At 73.0% G+C, this 17867-nt stretch carries 12 protein-coding genes; 8 read left to right on the plus strand and 4 right to left on the minus strand.

Features of this window, described 5'->3' with window-relative positions:
• Window positions 1–4: 4 nt before the first annotated feature.
• On the minus strand, window positions 5–1489 hold the full coding sequence (locus FBY22_RS01130) for a M23 family metallopeptidase (protein WP_142142015.1): 1485 nt from the start codon (window positions 1487–1489) through the stop codon (window positions 5–7).
• A gap of 198 nt (window positions 1490–1687) precedes the next feature.
• Window positions 1688–2551, minus strand: a complete 864-nt coding sequence (locus FBY22_RS01135; RefSeq protein ID WP_142142016.1) for an alpha/beta fold hydrolase — start codon at window positions 2549–2551, stop codon at window positions 1688–1690.
• Between the two features lie 377 nt (window positions 2552–2928).
• Here FBY22_RS01135 and FBY22_RS01140 point away from each other — a divergent pair, with 377 nt between their 5' ends.
• Window positions 2929–3345, plus strand: a complete 417-nt coding sequence (locus FBY22_RS01140; RefSeq protein ID WP_142142017.1) for a cobalamin B12-binding domain-containing protein — start codon at window positions 2929–2931, stop codon at window positions 3343–3345.
• A gap of 56 nt (window positions 3346–3401) precedes the next feature.
• Here the strand turns inward: FBY22_RS01140 and FBY22_RS01145 are convergent, their stop codons facing one another.
• On the minus strand, window positions 3402–5021 hold the full coding sequence (locus FBY22_RS01145) for a DUF5691 domain-containing protein (protein WP_399210290.1): 1620 nt from the start codon (window positions 5019–5021) through the stop codon (window positions 3402–3404).
• A 265-nt stretch (window positions 5022–5286) separates the two neighbouring features.
• On the minus strand, window positions 5287–6639 hold the full coding sequence (locus FBY22_RS01150; RefSeq protein ID WP_142142018.1) for an SWIM zinc finger domain-containing protein: 1353 nt from the start codon (window positions 6637–6639) through the stop codon (window positions 5287–5289).
• Window positions 6640–6772: 133 nt separating this feature from the next.
• Here FBY22_RS01150 and FBY22_RS01155 point away from each other — a divergent pair, with 133 nt between their 5' ends.
• The 7 genes from FBY22_RS01155 to sucD all read left to right on the plus strand — a co-directional run bounded on the left by FBY22_RS01155 (window position 6773) and on the right by sucD (window position 17829).
• Window positions 6773–7912: an AAA family ATPase gene (locus FBY22_RS01155; RefSeq protein WP_142142019.1), complete on the plus strand. Its 1140-nt coding sequence runs from the start codon at window positions 6773–6775 to the stop codon at window positions 7910–7912.
• 78 nt (window positions 7913–7990) lie between these two features.
• A complete protein-coding gene (locus tag FBY22_RS01160; RefSeq protein ID WP_142142020.1) occupies window positions 7991–10510 on the plus strand; it encodes a DUF5682 family protein in 2520 nt (839 codons plus the stop codon).
• Window positions 10511–10670: 160 nt separating this feature from the next.
• On the plus strand, window positions 10671–11837 hold the full coding sequence (locus FBY22_RS01165; protein ID WP_142147257.1) for a VWA domain-containing protein: 1167 nt from the start codon (window positions 10671–10673) through the stop codon (window positions 11835–11837).
• A 256-nt stretch (window positions 11838–12093) separates the two neighbouring features.
• Window positions 12094–13320: a hypothetical protein gene (locus tag FBY22_RS01170; protein ID WP_142142021.1), complete on the plus strand. Its 1227-nt coding sequence runs from the start codon at window positions 12094–12096 to the stop codon at window positions 13318–13320.
• Between the two features lie 220 nt (window positions 13321–13540).
• The gene (locus FBY22_RS01175; protein ID WP_142142022.1) at window positions 13541–15100 is read left to right on the plus strand and encodes a hypothetical protein; all 1560 of its coding nucleotides are present in this window, start codon (window positions 13541–13543) and stop codon (window positions 15098–15100) included.
• A 647-nt stretch (window positions 15101–15747) separates the two neighbouring features.
• Window positions 15748–16926, plus strand: a complete 1179-nt coding sequence (gene sucC / locus FBY22_RS01180) for an ADP-forming succinate--CoA ligase subunit beta (protein WP_142142023.1) — start codon at window positions 15748–15750, stop codon at window positions 16924–16926.
• Window positions 16927–16944: 18 nt separating this feature from the next.
• Entirely contained in the window at window positions 16945–17829 is an 885-nt protein-coding gene (sucD, locus tag FBY22_RS01185; RefSeq protein ID WP_142142024.1) for a succinate--CoA ligase subunit alpha, read from the plus strand.
• Window positions 17830–17867: the final 38 nt, after the last annotated feature.

Below are 17867 nucleotides of genomic sequence, written 5' to 3' on the forward strand. Positions count from 1 at the left end.
ACGCCTACGTCGGGTTGAGACCGTGGCTGCGCAGCCACGGCAGCGGGTCTATGGCCGAACCGCCCGCCGGGTGCACCTCGAAGTGCAGGTGCGGGCCGGTCGAGTTGCCCGAGTTGCCGGAGTACGCGATCGGCTGGCCGGCCTTGACCGTCGTACCGGAGGCGACGCGGTAGGTGGAGAGGTGGCAGTACCACGTCTCCGTGCCGTCCTTCGCGGTCACGATCATCATGTTGCCGTAGGCGCTGTTCCACTGCGTGCGGACGGTGCCGTCGGTCGCGGCCATCACCGTCGTGCCGTAGGAGACGGGGAAGTCGATGCCGGTGTGCACGGACATCCAGTTGATGCCCGCCTGGCCGAAGTAGGCGCTCAGCCCCCGCTGGGCGACCGGGAGGGCGTACTTGGGGCGCAGCCGCTCCTTGCGGGCCGCCTCCGCGGCCGCCTTCTTCTTCTCGGCCTCCTGCTGCGCCTTGAGGTCGATGCGTTCCTGGGTCCGGCTCGCCCGGTCGGCGAAGTCGTCGGCGCCCGCGGACAGGCTCTCGAGCTGGGAGTCCAGCTTGTTGTTGGCGGCGGCCGGTTTCACCGGCTGCGCGGCCGAGGCGGTCGCCGAGCCGTCGTCGGAGGAGAAGGTGCCGACGGAGGCCGCCGCGATGCCCGCGACCCCCATCACACAGGCCGAGGGGACGGCGATGGTCAGCAGCGCCGAGCGCTTGGGGGGTGTACGGCGGCGGGAGCGGGAGGCGTTCCGCGAGGCCGCGCGCGACGCCGGAGCGGGCGTCGTCTCCTCCTGGTCGTCCAGCAGTGGCGTTACGGCGGGCAGCTCACCCGTGGCGGTCGACTCGCCGTCTTCGTGCGGCTGTTCCTCGTAGCCGTCCTGGGGGTGTTCCTCGTACCCGCCGTGCTCGACCTGCTCGAAGACCGCGGTGGCCTGCTGCCCGGAGGGTTCGCCTGCCGCGGGTGTCTCTCCGTCGGAGTTCCACTGCGTGGCGTCGTACGCCCCGGTGTCGAAGGCCTGAGTGCCCCACTCCCAGTGCTGGGTCTGGTCGTTGGAGGCGGCAGCCTGGTCGGGCTGCAGCCAGGCGCTCGCGTCCCAGTGGCCGGAGGTGTCGTTCCCGGTGGCCTGCGGCGGGATGGCGGAGAGCTGCTGGTACTCGCCGGTCCAGGCGGTCGTCTCGTAGACGCCGGTGTCGTAGGCGGCGTGGTGCTGGGCCGCGTACGCGTCGTAGTGCGGGGTCCGGTGATCGCCGGTGGACCAGTGGGCCGTGTCGTACGAGCCGGTGGCGTCGCCGGGGAGGTTGCCGAAGAGGGGGTCCGCGGCGAAGGTCGTCGTCGCGTGCGCGCCGGTCTGGAAACCGGTCGCCTCGTAACCGCCGTACGTGGTGAAGTCGCCGTACTGGCCTTCCTGGTTGCCGTACGACGCGTAGTGCGCCGGGGCGGCGTCGGAAGCCGGAGTCGGGGTGGTCATGGTCCCCGACGGGTGACGGTCGTTCACCAACTTCTCTTTCGCCTCGACAACAGGGGCTGCCAGAGCAGTGCGGCGACTGTACCCGGCGGTACGCGGGCGCGACAATCTTCAACTGGTTTCGGGCGCGCAGGAAACGGGCATTCGGCCGTGTTTCGGGGGAGTGCGGGCGCGGCTTTGGCCTTGTGTTCGAAGTGTGTTCGATCTCGGTCGGCTGTCAGAGGGCTCTCAGGCCACGGTCAGACCGCCGGAGCGGGTGGCGGCCTCGTCTCCCGGCAGGTCGGCGTCGAGGGCCTGGCGTATTCCGGTGGCGACGGCGGGGTGCACCGGCAGGGCGAGATGTCCTACCCCGCTGACCTGCACGTTCTGCGCCATCAGATCGGGGTGGTCGATGCAGGCCGTCTCCAGCGGGTCCATCAGATGGTCCAGATCGCTCCAGAAACTGATGAATTGCGTACGGCAGCCCGGCGCAGGCCGCTTCAGCTCCTCGATCAGCTCCGAGCCCGGGCGCATCTGCCGCACGATCGGGTGCGCGTTGGCCAGCGGCACCACACGGGTGCCGGAGTGCGGGGTGCCCAGGGTCACCAGCGTGCGGACCCGGGCGTCACCGCCGAGCCGCTGCACGTAGTACCGGGCTATCAGCCCGCCGAGGCTGTGCCCGACCACATCGACCCGGCGGCTGCCGGTGCGCTCGCAGATCTCCTCTATGTGCCGGCCGAGCAGCTCGGCCGCGCTACGGATGTCGCAGGTCAGCGGCGAGTAGTTGAGCGATTCGACCTGCTGCCTGCCGTGCTGGGCGAGGCTGCGGCGCAGCAGCACGAACACCGAGCGGTTGTCGATGAAGCCGTGCAGGAGCACGACCGGCGGCCTGTTCCCGGTGGGCAGCTGCGCGGCGCCGTCGGGCGAGGGGAGCGATGCCGGTGCGCGGCGTTCCTGGGTGATGCCGGAGGGATAGAGGAAGAGGTGACCCGCGAGGATCGCGATCTCCAGGGCGGTCGCCTTGAGCAGGGCCACGGAGAGTCCCGCCAGTCTGATGGGGAGCAGCCGCTGGCAGAGCGGGAAAAAGGGCTGCACTGCCCTGGTGACCTTCATGGCCGACCTCCTGTCGACACGCAGGAGGACGGCTCCGACCCCCGTGTGCCCTCGTGGGAAGTCGCGGCGAAGGCGTCGGTGATGCCTTCCGGGCAACACCGACGCACCGCACCGCCACAGCGCGCGGCCTGCGGCGCGGTGGTGCGGCGACCTCGTTGCGGCTCCCGTTGCGCCTGCTCCCGCTGCGGCCCTTGTGCCGCAAAGACTCGGAACGGTGCGCTGCGAACGTGTCCCACCGTGTGATTTCCCCCTCGGTCCGCACCGTGAAACGGCCGGTTGCGGGATGCTGGCGATAACGTTCGTTCACTTCCCCGGCCGATGTGGGTACGGCAGTACTTGTCGGTAGGGATGGATGCAGTCGTTTCATGGAGGCAGTGATGGGTGTGGCAGCCGGTCCGATCCGCGTGGTGGTGGCCAAGCCGGGGCTCGACGGCCACGATCGCGGGGCCAAGGTGATCGCGCGGGCGCTGCGCGACGCCGGTATGGAGGTCATCTACACCGGCCTCCACCAGACGCCCGAGCAGATCGTCGACACCGCGATCCAGGAGGACGCCGACGCGATCGGGCTGTCCATCCTCTCGGGCGCCCACAACACGCTCTTCGCCGCGGTGATCGAGCTGCTCAAGGAGCGGGACGCGGAGGACATCCTCGTCTTCGGCGGCGGGATCATCCCCGAGGCGGACATTGCCCCGCTGAAGGAGAAGGGCGTCGCGGAGATCTTCACGCCCGGCGCGACGACGCAGTCGATCGTGGACTGGGTGCGCGCCAACGTGAGGCAGCCGGCGGAGGCGTAGACCGCCGTCGCGAGCCGCGGGTGGCTGGGGGTGGCCGGCCCCGAAGACCTGCCGCCCTACGCCCCCAGCTCCCGCGCCATCGCCGCGCGCAGGCGCAGCGTCGTACCCAGGCGCTGGAACGCCTCCGCCCAGTAGCCGCCCGCTCCCGGCGACGAGTCCTCCGTCTCGGCGGGGACCGCCAGCAGGCCGTCGAGACGGCCGGCCTCGGAGGGGTCGAGGCAGCGCTCGGCCAGGCCCATCACTCCGCTGAAGCTCCATGGGTAACTCCCCGCGTCACGCGCGATGTTGAGTGCGTCCACCACGGCCCGCCCGAGTGGTGCGGACCAGGGCACCGCGCACACTCCGAGCAGCTGGAAGGCCTCGGACAGCCCGTGGGCCGCGATGAAACCGGCCACCCAGTCGGCCCGTTCGCCGGCGGTCAGTGTGCCGAGCAGCTTGGCGCGCTCGGCCAGGGACACCGCCCCCGGCCCGCCCGCCTCCGGGGCCGAGGGAGCGCCGAGCAGTGCCCGCGCCCACTCGGGGTCCCGCTGCCGTACGGCGGCCCGGCACCACGCCGCGTGCAGTTCGCCCTGCCAGTCGTCCGCCACCGGCAGGGCCACGATCTGCGCGGGTGTCCGCCCGCCGAGCCGGCCGGACCAGGTCGCGAGCGGTGCCGCCTCGACCAACTGGCCGAACCACCAGGACCGTTCGCCCCGCCCCGCCGGAGCCTTCGCCACGACGCCGTCCCGCTCCATGCCCGCGTCGCACTCGTGCGGCGCCTCGACGGCGATCGTCGGGGTGTCTCCGGTGTGGTCGACGGCCACGCAGGCCCCGGCCCGGACCGCCATCCGGGCGGCGAGGGCCGATCCCGGCAGCGCCGAGAGCAACTCGGCGGCCGTCGCCCTGACGTTGCGGCTGCGGTCGGCCAACGCCTGTTCCAGGAACGGCTCGTCCAGCGGACCGAGGCCCGTCCGCAGCGAGTCGAGGAACATCAGACGATCCTCGGCCCGCTCCGCCGGCCAGGTCGTCGCCAGCAGCTCACGCGCGGCGGCGGGCTCCCGGGCCCGCAGCGCGGACAGCAGGGCGACGCGCTCGGCGAACAGACCCTCCTCCCACAGCCGCCGGGTCCGCTCCTCGTCCTCGAGCCGCGGCAGCGCCGCGCCCCCGCCGGGAGCTGCGCGCAGCGCGAACCGCCAGTCCGGGTTGAGCCGGGCGAGCCACATCGCGCGCGGTCCGGCGAACGCCAGCGCCGCCGGCCGCAGGTCCGTACGCCCCCTGGCCGCGTCCAGCAACGCGGGCAGCATCTGAGGGGGTGCGGCGAAGCCGCGGGCGTTCGCCGTCGCCAGCCACTGGGGCAGCAGCTCCATCAGGTCCGGAGCGGTGCCTCTGCGGCCGCCGCCCGTGCCGGGGCGGTCCGCGAGCAGCAGCGCCAGCCTGCGGGCCGCCGCCGCGGGCAGTGAGGGGCGGGGGTCCTCGGCGGCCGGCTCCGGCCGCGCGGCGGCGCGGGCCGGCAGCAGCCCGGCCCGCCGCCGCAGGGTCTGCACGGCCGCCGCGTCCAGCAGCGCCACCGGCGCTTCCCGTCCCGACGTGCCGCCCGGCGGCGTACGCCGCTCGGTGCCGAGCAGTGCCACCGTCACGAGCTCCTCCCAGGCGCCCGGCGCGGGAGTATCCACAGCTGTGGATGACCTGGTCATCATGCGCTTCCTCTCCGTGCGGCGCCCGGGAGTCGTTGAAGACTCACGGGAACCGAGTGTCCCGTCAGGCCGGACAAATGCGTAAAGTCGGTAAGAAAGGGGCTCGTGATTACTGTGCGTGCCGAGTGCCTGGATGGTCTCCTGGGGTCTGTGATGGCCGTGATGGCTGTGGGCCTGTGGCGGGGCGGCCGTGGGGGACGGTGGTGCCGGGTGAGATGCGTGCCGTATCGCTCCGATGCCGTACGGCGCTGTCGTGCGGTCGGGTGGTTCAGCACAGGGGCACCGCCTCGCCGGCCGCTTCGGGCCAGGCCGTCAGTGGGGTGAAGCCGCGGTGGCCGCACTCGCCGAAGACGGTCACGGGGGCGCCGCCCGAGAGGGCGACCAGGCGCCACAGGCCCGGGCGGGACCTGGCGGCGGGCGTGAGCGGCAGGGCCGTGTCCTCGTCGGCGTCCGCGAGCTGCCACGAGTCGCCGTCCGGCGTCGGTACCACCCGGTCCAGTGTCACCGGTACGGACTCCAGCCAGGGGTCGTCCCGCAGTGCCGTGCCGTAACGGGCGGCGGCCTGCGACGTCGACACCCCCCGCGGGCGTATCGCCGCCGGCGCCGGGGCCGCGAACTGCTCACCGAGCGCCGCCCGCGGCTGTCCGGTGCCCGGATAGGCCGACACCTCCGCGTCCAGGACCAGTCCCACCGGCAGCGCGAGCTCCGGGGCGCGGCCCGCGGCACCGTAGGAGAGCAGCAGCACCGTGCCCTCCGAGTCGGCGCCGTGGAGCCAGATCCGGCGGGTCGTCAGTCGGGAGTCCGCCGTGTCGTACTGCGCGAGGACCAGCCAGCGGTCGCGCAGCGGCGGACCGTCCGCGGAGCCCGGAAGGCCGACGCGGGACCGGACCGTCGCCGCCAGCCCCTCCGGCAGCCGCTCGCGCCTCAGCCACCCCTGGTCCAGCAGGTGCAGCAGCGCGCACTCCTCCAGCAGACGCACCGGCCAGCCCGGCCCGGACGACGGGATCACCCCCAACTCCCGCACACGCGCCGCGAGTCCGGGCGCCTGCGCGTCCACCATGCGGGCCGCCGTCTCCTCCCACAGCCCGTACCCCGCCTGCTCCGCGCTCGCCAGGCCGCCGCGCAACAGGTCCGCCAGGCGCTGTTCCAGCTCGGTCGCCCCCGCGGTGACCCGCTCGGCCCGGCGGTCCGCCCGGCGCCGCGCCGCCTCCGGATCAGCGCCCCCCGGCGACGAACCGGCGGCCCCCGCCTCCCGCTTCTGCTCGGCGCGCTGCCTTCTCCCCTCTATCCACTGCACCGCCCAGTCCGGCGCCTGCCCGGCCGGCACCGCCCCGTTCTCCGCCCACAGCAGCAACAGCCCGAGCGCGTGCTTGCACGGGAACTTGCGGCTCGGACAACTGCACTTGTACGCCGGGCCCGCCGCGTCCGCGAGGTCGACGACCGTCTGATACGGCTTGCTGCCGCTGCCCTTGCACAGCCCCCACACCGTCCCCTCGTCACAGCTGCCCGTCTCGGACCACGGCCCCGCCGCCCCGAGTTTGCTCCCCGCTTTGCGTGACGCGGCGTCAGGCGCCAGCGCCAGCACCTGGTCCGCGCTCCAGCGCACCCCCTGCTGAGTCATGTCCTCGAAGGTAGATCCCACCACTGACAATCGGCCGGGCGAGCGCCTTTTCGCAGGTCAGAACGGATTGTCAGTGGCGTGGTGCACGGTTGGTGGCAGATCCGAACCGGCCGAGCTGGAGGGGGCCTCAGCCATGTCTGTGTCCGTGGAACCGACGACCGTCGAAGCAGCCGAAGCACGTGCGAAGGAGCCGGCCGAGGCGTTGCGGCCGCACGCCGAGGACGCCTTCGCCGGTGAACTCGCCGCGCTGGCCGCGCAGGACGACCGCCCGCGCCCGGCCCGCTGGAAGCTGTCGCCGTGGGCGGTGGCGACGTATCTGCTCGGCGGCACCCTGCCGGACGGAACGGTGATCACACCGAAGTACGTCGGCCCGCGCCGCATCGTCGAGGTGGCCGTCACCACGCTCGCCACCGACCGCGCCCTGCTCCTGCTGGGCGTGCCCGGCACGGCCAAGACCTGGGTGTCGGAACACCTGGCGGCGGCGGTCAGCGGCGACTCGACGCTGCTCGTGCAGGGCACGGCGGGCACGCCGGAGGAGGCGATCCGCTACGGCTGGAACTATGCGCAGCTCCTGGCGCACGGCCCGAGCCGCGATGCCCTGGTGCCCAGCCCCGTCATGCGGGCCATGGCGGAGGGGATGACGGCGCGGGTGGAGGAGCTGACCCGCATTCCGGCCGACGTGCAGGACACCCTCATCACCATCCTGTCCGAGAAGACGTTGCCGATACCGGAGCTGGGGCAGGAGGTGCAGGCGGTCCGCGGCTTCAACCTGATCGCCACGGCCAACGACCGCGACCGTGGGGTCAACGACCTCTCCAGCGCCCTGCGCCGCCGCTTCAACACGGTGGTGCTGCCGCTGCCGGAGAGCGTCGAGGCCGAGGTCGACATCGTCTCGCGGCGCGTCGACCAGATCGGGCGCTCCCTCGACCTGCCGTCTGTGCCCGACGGCGTCGACGAGATCCGCCGCGTCGTGACGGTCTTCCGTGAACTGCGCGACGGCGTCACCTCCGACGGCCGGACCAAGGTCAAGTCTCCCAGCGGCACGCTGTCGACGGCCGAGGCGATCTCCGTCGTCACCAGCGGCCTCGCGCTGGCGGCCCACTTCGGCGACGGCGTCCTGCGGGCCGGTGACGTCGCCGCGGGCATCCTCGGCGCCGTCGTCCGCGACCCCGCGGCCGACCGTGTCGTCTGGCGCGAGTACCTGGAGGCGGTCGTCCGCGAGCGCGACGGCTGGACGGACTTCTACCGGGCCTGCCGAGAGGTGAGCGCGTGACGCACCGGGGGAGCGGGGGCGCCGTGAGGGAGGTGCCCTGCGCGCGCAGGCAGTGGAGGCGAGGGCGAGGGGGACGGTGTGACGGGGCTTGAGAGGGACGGGGGCCGGACGGCCGGGGGCGGGCCGCTGCTGCTCGGCGTGCGGCATCACGGGCCCGGTTCGGCACGCGCCGTGCGGGCGGCGCTGGACGCGGCCCGGCCCCGGACCGTGCTGATCGAGGGGCCGCCCGAGGCCGACGCGTTGATCGCGCTGGCCGGCGAGGAGGACATGCGGCCGCCGGTCGCGCTGCTCGCCCACGTGGTGGACGAGCCCGGCCGCTCGGCCTTCTGGCCGCTCGCCGCGTTCTCCCCGGAGTGGGTCGCGATCCGCTGGGCGCTGGAGAACGAGGTGCCGGCCCGTTTCATCGACCTCCCGGCGACGCACACGCTGGCGTGGGGGCGGGACGAGACCGACCGAACCGTGGGGGAGGAGGACGACGGCTCCGCGGGCACGGGCACCGACGGCAGCGGGGGCGGGGAGGCCGGTGGTTCCACAGGCGGCGCCGGCCCGTCGGACGCCGACGTCCGTGTCGACCCCCTCGCGGTGCTCGCCGAAGCCGCCGGTTACGACGATCCCGAGCGGTGGTGGGAGGACGTCGTGGAGCACCGGGGAAGCGGCGACGGAGACCCTTTCGCGCCGTTCAGGGTGCTCGAAGAGGCGATGGGGGCGCTGCGGGAGACGTACGGCGCCGGAGGGCACGACCGGGACCTCGTGCGCGAGGCGTACATGCGGCTCCAGGTGCGGTCGGCGCAACGGGAGTTCGGGGACGGGGTGGCCGTCGTGTGCGGTGCCTGGCACGTGCCCGCGCTGCGACGGAGGACCGCCGTCACGGTCGACCGGGCGCTGTTGAAGGGTCTGCCCAGGGTGAAGGCGGACATGACCTGGGTGCCGTGGACGCACCGGCGCCTGTCCCGGGCCAGCGGCTACGGCGCGGGAATCGACTCCCCGGGCTGGTACGGGCATCTGTTCGGCGCACCGGACCGGCCGGTCGAGCGGTGGCTGACCAAGGTCGCCGGACTGCTGCGCGAGGAGGACCGGATCGTCTCCTCCGCGCACGTCATCGAGGCGGTGCGGCTGGCCGAGACGCTCGCCGCGATGCGCGGCCGTCCGCTGCCGGGGCTCGGCGAGACGACCGACGCCGTGCGCGCGGTGATGTGCGAGGGCTCGGACGTGCCGCTGGCCCTGGTGCACGACCGGCTGGTCGTCGGAGACGTGCTGGGGGAGGTGCCGCGGTCGGCGCCGGCGGTGCCGTTGCAGCGGGACCTGGACCGGATCCAGCGGCGGTTGCGGCTCAAACCGGAGGCGCTGGAGCGGGAGTTGGAGCTGGACCTGCGCAAGGAGACCGACGCCGGGCGCAGCAGGCTGCTGCACCGGCTGCGGTTGCTGGGCGTCGCCTGGGGCGAGCCGATGGCATCGCGGGGGAGCACGGGGACGTTCCGGGAGACCTGGCGGTTGCGCTGGGAGCCGGAGCTGGCGGTGCGGGTGGCGGAAGCGGGGGTGTGGGGCACGACCGTGCTCGCCGCCGCGACGGCCAGGGCGGAGGCGGACGCGGTCGCCGCCCAGGGGCTCGCCGAGGTCACCGCGCTCGCCGAGCGCTGCCTGCTGGCCGAACTGCCCGAAGCACTGCCGGTGGTCATGCAGGTACTCGCCGACCGGGCCGCGCTCGACGCGGACGTCGGCCATCTCGCCCAGGCGCTGCCGGCCCTGGTCCGCTCCCTGCGCTACGGCGACGTACGCGGCACGGACACCGGGGCGCTGGCCGAGGTCGCGGCGGGTCTCGCCGAGCGGATCTTCGTCGGCCTCCCCCCGGCCTGCGCGGCCCTGGACGCGGACGCGGCCGAGGAGATGCGGCGCCATGTGGACGCGGTGCAGGGGGCGGTGGCCCTCCTCGCCGACGCGCCGGAGTCCGCGGCCGACGGTCCCGGCACGCACCGTGACCTGCGCGCCCGTTGGCAGACGGTCCTGCACGTGCTGTCCGTGCGGGACACCGTGCCCGGTGTGATCCGCGGCCGGGCCGTACGACTGCTTCTGGACGACGGTGAGTTGGCCCAGGACGAGGCGGCCAGGCTCATGGGACTCGTGCTCTCGCCCGGAACGCCCCCGGGCGATGCCGCGGCCTGGATCGAGGGCTTCGTCGGCGGCGGCTCGGGCGGTGGGATGCTCCTCCTGCACGACGAGCGGCTGCTCGGGCTGGTCGACGCCTGGCTGACCGGGGTTCCGGCGGAGGCGTTCACCGACGTACTGCCGCTGCTGCGGCGGACGTTCTCGGCGTACGAGCCCGGGGTGCGGCGCACGCTCGGCGAACTCGTGCGGCGGGGGCCGGGACAGCGGGCGAGCGCCGTGACGGCCGGTTCCGGCCTGCACGGCTTCGCGGCCGAGCTCGAGAGCGAACGCGCCGACGCCGTAATGCCGGTGGTGCGGCTTCTGTTGGGTCTCGGCGGGGCGGACGGTTCGGAACAGGCGGAAGAGGACGTCGAACCGGAACAGGCGGAAGAGAAAGCCGAACCGGAACAGGTGGAAGAGGACGTCAAGAACGATCTTGCGGGGGTGACGGGATGACGAACGACCGACCGAGGAAGACCCGAGAGGGCGCCGGAAGGACGGCCGTCGGAGGGATGGCCGTCGGAGTGAACGGCGAAGGCGGCGGCACGCAGGACCGACCCACGCGCGCCATCACTGTCGTTCCGCTGTGGGACAGGAACCGTACGGGGGTGCGGCGGTGACGGCCGAGGCGACGGAGCCGGCGCAGGAGCGGCTGCGGCGCTGGCGGCTGGTCCTCGGGGGCGACGCGGCCGACGGCACCGGATGCGCGCTCCCCGGCCGGGACGCCGCGATGGACGGGGCGTTGACCGCGCTGTACGGGAAGGCGGACCGGCAGGGACAGCGGGGACGGGACCGTTCCGCGGGGCTCGGCGCGTCGGCGCCGTCCGTCGCGCGGTGGCTCGGGGACATCCGGACCTACTTCCCCTCCACCGTCGTCCAGGTCATGCAGCGCGACGCCATCGACCGGCTCGGACTGTCCACGCTGCTGCTGGAGCCGGAGATGCTGGAGGCGGTGGAGGCCGACGTGCACCTCGTCGGCACGCTGCTCTCGCTCAACAAGGCGATGCCGGAGACGACGAAGGAGACGGCGCGGGCAGTTGTGCGCAAGGTCGTCGAGGACCTGGAGAAGCGGCTCGCCACCCGCACCCGGGCCACGCTCACCGGCGCCCTGGACCGCAGCGCCCGGATCAGCCGGCCGCGCCACCACGACATCGACTGGAACCGCACCATCGCGGCCAACCTCAAGCACTACCTGCCCGAGTACCGCACCGTAGTGCCCGAGCGGCTCATCGGATACGGGCGGGCGTCCCAGTCCACGAAGAAGGAGGTCGTGCTCTGTATCGATCAATCGGGATCCATGGCGGCGTCGGTGGTGTACGCCTCGGTGTTCGGGGCGGTGCTCGCCTCGATGCGGACGATCTCCACGCGACTCGTCGTCTTCGACACGGCGGTCGTCGACCTCACCGACCAGCTCGACGACCCGGTCGACGTCCTCTTCGGCACCCAGCTGGGCGGCGGTACGGACATCAACCGGGCGCTCGCCTACTGCCAGTCGCAGATCACCCGGCCCGCCGAGACGGTCGTCGTACTGATCAGTGACCTCTACGAGGGCGGCATCCGCGACGAGATGCTCAAGCGGGTCGCCGCGATGAAGGCGTCCGGCGTGCAGTTCGTCGCGCTGCTCGCGCTCTCCGACGAAGGGGCCCCGGCGTACGACAGGGAGCACGCGGCCGCGCTCGCCGCGCTGGGGGCGCCGGCGTTCGCCTGCACGCCCGACCTCTTCCCGGAGGTGATGGCGGCGGCGATCGAGAAGCGGCCGCTGCCGATACCGGACACCGCCTGAAGGCCCGTCAGCCGAGGCGGTTCGATGACGATTTGTCGACCAGTCGTCGTCCGACTTGGCCCAGCAAAACGGACATGACTACCCATCGGTAACAGGGGGCTTGCGCTACCTCGGGAGGGCCGTGCAAGTATCGACGCCTTATCAGCGGGGTGATGCGCTCCGCCCGTCCGCCCGGCGTCGTGCCGCCTCCTGGCTCACCACGGCCCCACCACGCGGAGTCGCCCGCACCGTTCCGCCGCACGAGAGGACTCCCCTCTTGACCTGGCCGGCAGCCTTGCCCGCCGCCGCTCTGCGCGTGATGCGCACCGCGGCCGGTCGGCGTGCGCTGCGGGTGGTGGTGCTGGTCGGCGGGCTGTTCGCGCTCGGGTTCCTCTGCGGGGAGCAGGCGCACGCGGCGGACGAGGCGCCGGGGACGTCGTCTTCGGCGCCGGGGCGGATGGCGCCGGTCGCTCCGATGGTCTCGGCGGCTTCCACGGACGGTGTGGAGGCGTCGCTGCAGAACGCGGTCGGGCGGCTCATGTCCGCTCCGGCCACGCTGGTCGACGCCCTCACGGCCTCCCCGGGACGACTCGAACCCGAGGCCCCGGGCAAGCCCCGGCCGCACGCGCCCGCCGGTCACGGGCGGCCGGGGGACTCCGCGCGGCCGAAGCCGCCCGTCCCCGCTCAGCCGAACCCGAACCCGAGCCCGAACCCGAACCCGAATTCGAAGCCGAAGCCGACGTCGCCCGCACAGACGCCTCCCGCCGAAGCGGACCCCGCCGGTTCCGGCACCGCTGCCGGTTCCGGCACTCCCGCCGGTTCCGGCACCCCAGCAGGCTCCGGGTCCACCCCTACCGACAGCACCACCCCCGCCCACAGCACCGCCCCGGTCGTTCCGGTGCTCGGTTCCGTGGTCGACGGTGTCGTGCGGACCGTCGACGAAGCGGTTCTGCGGCCGGTCGGCGACCTGGTCGTGACGGTGACGGGCGGACTGGTCGAGGCGACCGCGCCGATACCGGGGCTGCCGTCGTTGCCGAACCTGCCGTCGGTGCCGGAGCTGCCGGGCACGCCGTCCCTGCCCGGTCTGCCGGGCCTGCCCTCCGTGCCGGGACAGACCCTGCCTGCGCCGGTGACCCAGCCGGACGGGCCGGGACACTCGGCGGCCACGGGTGAAGGCTCCACCGGGAAGCGGGCGCGGGCGGCGACGTACGGGCCGCGTCTCGACGAGGTCGGCGGCACCGCTCAACCCCCCGCGCGGGGCGAGGGACGGCGAGCCGCCGCCGGTGCCGGCTACGCCCCCGTCCCGCAGGCTCCCGGCGGCGATCCGACCGGCGTACTGAGCAACCGGTCCGCCGTCGACAGCGGCACACCGAGGCACGGTGACGCGCACGCCGTCGCCCTGAACCAGCGGGCGCCCCAGCGTCTGCCGTCCGGCGCCGCCGCCCGTGCGAACGGCGACGCGACCCGGGCCAGGCACCGGGACATACCGGTTTCCCCCGCCTAGGGCGGCTGCTCACCCCCTGCCCGCGGTTCCGCGGCGCGGGGCGGAACAGGTCTGCCAGGCCGTCCGGCCAGCCTTCCGAGACCCGGACGCACCGGAAACATCCCCAAGCCTTCCGAAGAAGACCGAGCTTCCCCGAGCTCCGCGGCCCGCCTCCACGGCAGGGCCCGGGCCTCCGCGAACGCCTCGGCGCTTCCATGGATCCGAAGGATCTGACGCACGCATGAACAAGAACATCCGTCGCTCGATCGTCATAGCCGCCGGTGTGACCGGCGCGTGGGCGCTCGGTTCCGCCGTCGCCAGCGCGGACGAGCTGCCGTCCTCGTCCCTGTCCACGTCGGACACGACCACCGACACCACCACCGACGCCCAGAACACCCTCGGCACGTTGACCGGCACCGTCACCGACACGGTCACCGGCACCGTCGACGGCGTCGTCACCGGCGTGCAGGACACCGTCTCGGGCGTGACCGGGACCGCCGCGGCGGCCACCTCCACCACCCCGGCCACGACCGGCACCACCGACCAGACCAGCAAGGGCGCCGACACCGCGGCCACCGCGTCGAAGGCACCGGCTGCCGTGACCTCCAGGGCCGCGAGCATCAGGGGCGCCGCGGCCATCCAAGGAGCCAAGGCCGCCCGCGCCGTCCAGGCGAAGACACGGGCCACCGCCGACAAGGCCACCACCGCCGCCGGCACCACCGTGTCCGACCCGGTCCACGCCCCCCAGGACGGCGTCGACTACCTCTTCGGACCGCTCTCCGTCTTCGCGCCGGAGGTCGAGGAGGCGCTCGCGGCGGCGCAGACGAAGCTGCGGGGCACGCAGGCGACGGCCCGTTCCCGGGCGGACGGCGTCGTACGGACGAAGGCGCAGCACACCGTCGCGGGCGCGGGTCGTGCCACGAGCACCGTCACCTCCGCGGCCCAGGCCTCCGTCTCGTCCGTCCCGGACCACGTCACGGGCACGGTCGGCGCAGTCGAGCAGCAGATTCTCGGCACGGTCGGAAGCGTGCCCGGCACACTCGTGCCGGTCGCCGACGAGACGGCCGCGTCCGTCGTCCCGCCGCTCGCCGATCACGCGGTGACGGGAGCCGCACCGGTCGCCGCACAGGCCGTCGGCGGGCTGGCGCCCGTGGTGGGTGGTGTCGTCGCGGACGTGTCGCCCTATGCCGGAGGGCTCGTCGCGGACGTGCCGCCCTACGCCGCCGGGCTCGTCGAAGACGCCGCTCACGATGTCACCGGCTCCGTGCTGCCGCCCGTGGCGGGCACCGCGGTGCGCGGGGTGCTGCCCGTCGCCGGGCAGGCCGTCGGGGACGCCGGGGGCCTGGCGTACGGCGTGACCGGGGACGTCCGCGGCTTCGCCGGCGGTGTCGTCGCGGACGTGCCGCCGCTCGCGCAGGGGGTCGCCGACGGGACGAGCGGTCTGGCGTACGGCGTCGGCGGCCAGGTCGATCCGTTCGCGCAGGACGTCACCCGGGCGGCCCAGCCCGTCGTCGGCGTCGTCCGGCCCGTCACAGGCAGTGTGACCGGGCTGGCGTTCGGCGTCGCGGGTGACGTCACGCCCTTCGCGGGCGGTGTCGCCGGCGAGGCCGGTTCCTTCGCCGACGGTGTCACGGGCCGGGCCGCGCCGTTCGCCCAGGACCTCACCGGCACGGTCGAGGCCACCGGCGGCCCGCTCGCCGGGCACGCGGTGACCGGCGTCCGGGGCGTCGCCGAGTCGGTCGCTCCGGGCCACCTCCAGGACGCGGCGGACGTTCACCGCGGCGCCCCGTACAGCATCTGACCCCTTCGCGGGCGGCGTCGTAGGACGACTGCCCGAGCGCCGCGATCACGCGGCGAGCGACCTGTTCCGTGAGGACGAGGGACCCGGACGGCCGAAATCCGTCGGCCGGTCCGCCCGACGCCGCGCGGAACGGGCCGGGCGGTCCCCATTGGGGTGGGGACCGCCCGGCCGGGCCCCGTGACACGGCGCTTTCGAGCGACCTCGGGGCCGTACCAGGGGCCTCACCGGGCCAACCCCAGCCCGGTGGGGCCCCGCCTCGTCCTCGGCCCCCACTTTGGCCGATTTCCGGCTGCTCACAGCCCTTTCCCCGATCTCTCCCCGGTTGCTCCCCGGCTCCTCCCCGGCCTCTCCCCGCCCGCCTGCCGCCCCTCACATCCGGCACGTCGCCCCCGCACCCGGAACACGCCGCCGCCTCACACGCGGCACGCCGTGCCAGTGAGCGCGGCATCATGTGACAGGTATCACCGCTCAGGTGTGACCCTCGATTTAGGGGCCTCCTGCAAGCAGCGATAACCTGCGAGACGGACATGCCGCGCGCTCGGACACCGTGTGCGCTTCCCCTGTGACCCAAGCGGACGTCACGTTGCCCTTCGCGGCACGCCCACGCATCCAACGAACCGCGAGATCACTGATAGGGACGGAAGCGCGTGGACCTGTTCGAGTACCAGGCGAGGGACCTCTTCGCCAAGCACGATGTACCGGTGCTGGCCGGTGAAGTCATCGACACGCCTGAGGCGGCGCGCGAGATCACCGAGCGTCTGGGCGGCAAGTCCGTCGTCAAGGCGCAGGTGAAGGTCGGTGGTCGCGGCAAGGCCGGTGGCGTCAAGCTGGCCGCCACTCCGGACGAGGCCGTCGCCCGTGCGACGGACATCCTCGGCATGGACATCAAGGGCCACACGGTCCACAAGGTGATGATCGCCGAGACCGCTCCGGAGATCGTCGAGGAGTACTACGTCTCCTTCCTCCTCGACCGTGCCAACCGCACGTTCCTCTCGATCGCCTCCGTCGAGGGCGGCATGGAGATCGAGGAGGTGGCCGCCACCCGTCCGGAGGCCGTCGCCAAGACCCCGATCGACGCCAACGAGGGTGTGACCGAGGAGAAGGCCCGCGAGATCGTCGCGGCCGCCAAGTTCCCGGCCGAGGTGGCCGACAAGGTCGTCAACGTCCTCGTCAAGCTGTGGGACACCTTCATCAAGGAGGACGCCCTCCTGGTCGAGGTCAACCCGCTCGCGAAGGTCGCCTCCGGCGAGGTCATCGCCCTCGACGGCAAGGTGTCGCTGGACGACAACGCGGAGTTCCGTCACCCGGACTTCGAGGAGTTCCACGACAAGGCCGCGGCCAACCCGCTGGAGGCCGCCGCCAAGGAGAAGAACCTCAACTACGTCAAGCTCGACGGTGAGGTCGGCATCATCGGCAACGGCGCGGGTCTCGTCATGAGCACCCTGGACGTCGTCGCGTACGCCGGTGAGGCGCACGGTGGCGTCAAGCCCGCCAACTTCCTTGACATCGGCGGCGGCGCCTCCGCGCAGGTCATGGCCAACGGCCTCGAGATCATCCTCGGTGACCCGGACGTCAAGTCCGTCTTCGTCAACGTCTTCGGCGGCATCACCGCCTGTGACGAGGTCGCCAACGGCATCGTGCAGGCCCTGAAGCTTCTGGAGGACCGCGGCGAGGACGTCACCAAGCCGCTCGTCGTCCGTCTCGACGGCAACAACGCCGAGCTGGGTCGCAGGATCCTCACCGACGCCAACCACCCCCTGGTGCAGCGCGTCGACACCATGGACGGCGCGGCCGACAAGGCCGCCGAGCTCGCGGCTGCGAAGTAAGGACGAGGGAACACAGCCATGGCTATCTTCCTCAACAAGGACTCCAAGGTCATCGTCCAGGGCATGACCGGTGCCACGGGCATGAAGCACACCAAGCTCATGCTGGCCGACGGCACGAACATCGTCGGTGGCGTGAACCCGCGCAAGGCCGGCACGTCCGTCGACTTCGACGGCACCGAGATCCCGGTCTTCGGCACGGTCGCCGAGGCGATGGAGAAGACGGGCGCGAACGTGTCCGTCCTCTTCGTGCCGCCGGCCTTCGCCAAGGCCGCCGTCGTCGAGGCGATCGACGCCGAGATCCCGCTCGCGGTCGTCATCACCGAGGGCATCGCCGTGCACGACTCGGCCGCGTTCTACGCGTACGCCGGGTCCAAGGGCAACAAGACCCGGATCATCGGCCCCAACTGCCCGGGTCTGATCACCCCCGGTCAGTCGAACGCCGGCATCATCCCGGGCGACATCACCAAGCCGGGCCGCATCGGCCTGGTCTCGAAGTCCGGCACGCTGACGTACCAGATGATGTACGAGCTGCGTGACATCGGCTTCTCCTCCGCCGTCGGCATCGGTGGCGACCCGGTCATCGGCACCACGCACATCGACGCGCTCGCCGCGTTCGAGGCCGACCCCGACACCGACCTGATCGTGATGATCGGTGAGATCGGCGGCGACGCCGAGGAGCGGGCCGCGGCCTTCATCAAGGAGAACGTGACCAAGCCGGTCGTCGGCTACGTCGCGGGCTTCACCGCGCCCGAGGGCAAGACCATGGGCCACGCGGGCGCCATCGTCTCCGGCTCCTCCGGCACGGCCGCCGCGAAGAAGGAGGCCCTCGAGGCCGCCGGTGTCAAGGTCGGCAAGACCCCGACCGAGACCGCCAAGCTGGCGCGCGAGATCCTCGCCGGCTGAGGCACCCGACCGCACGCCCGTGGGCCCGCTCCCCTGGT

The organism is Streptomyces sp. SLBN-31 (genome assembly GCF_006715395.1).
GTDB lineage: Bacteria > Actinomycetota > Actinomycetes > Streptomycetales > Streptomycetaceae > Streptomyces.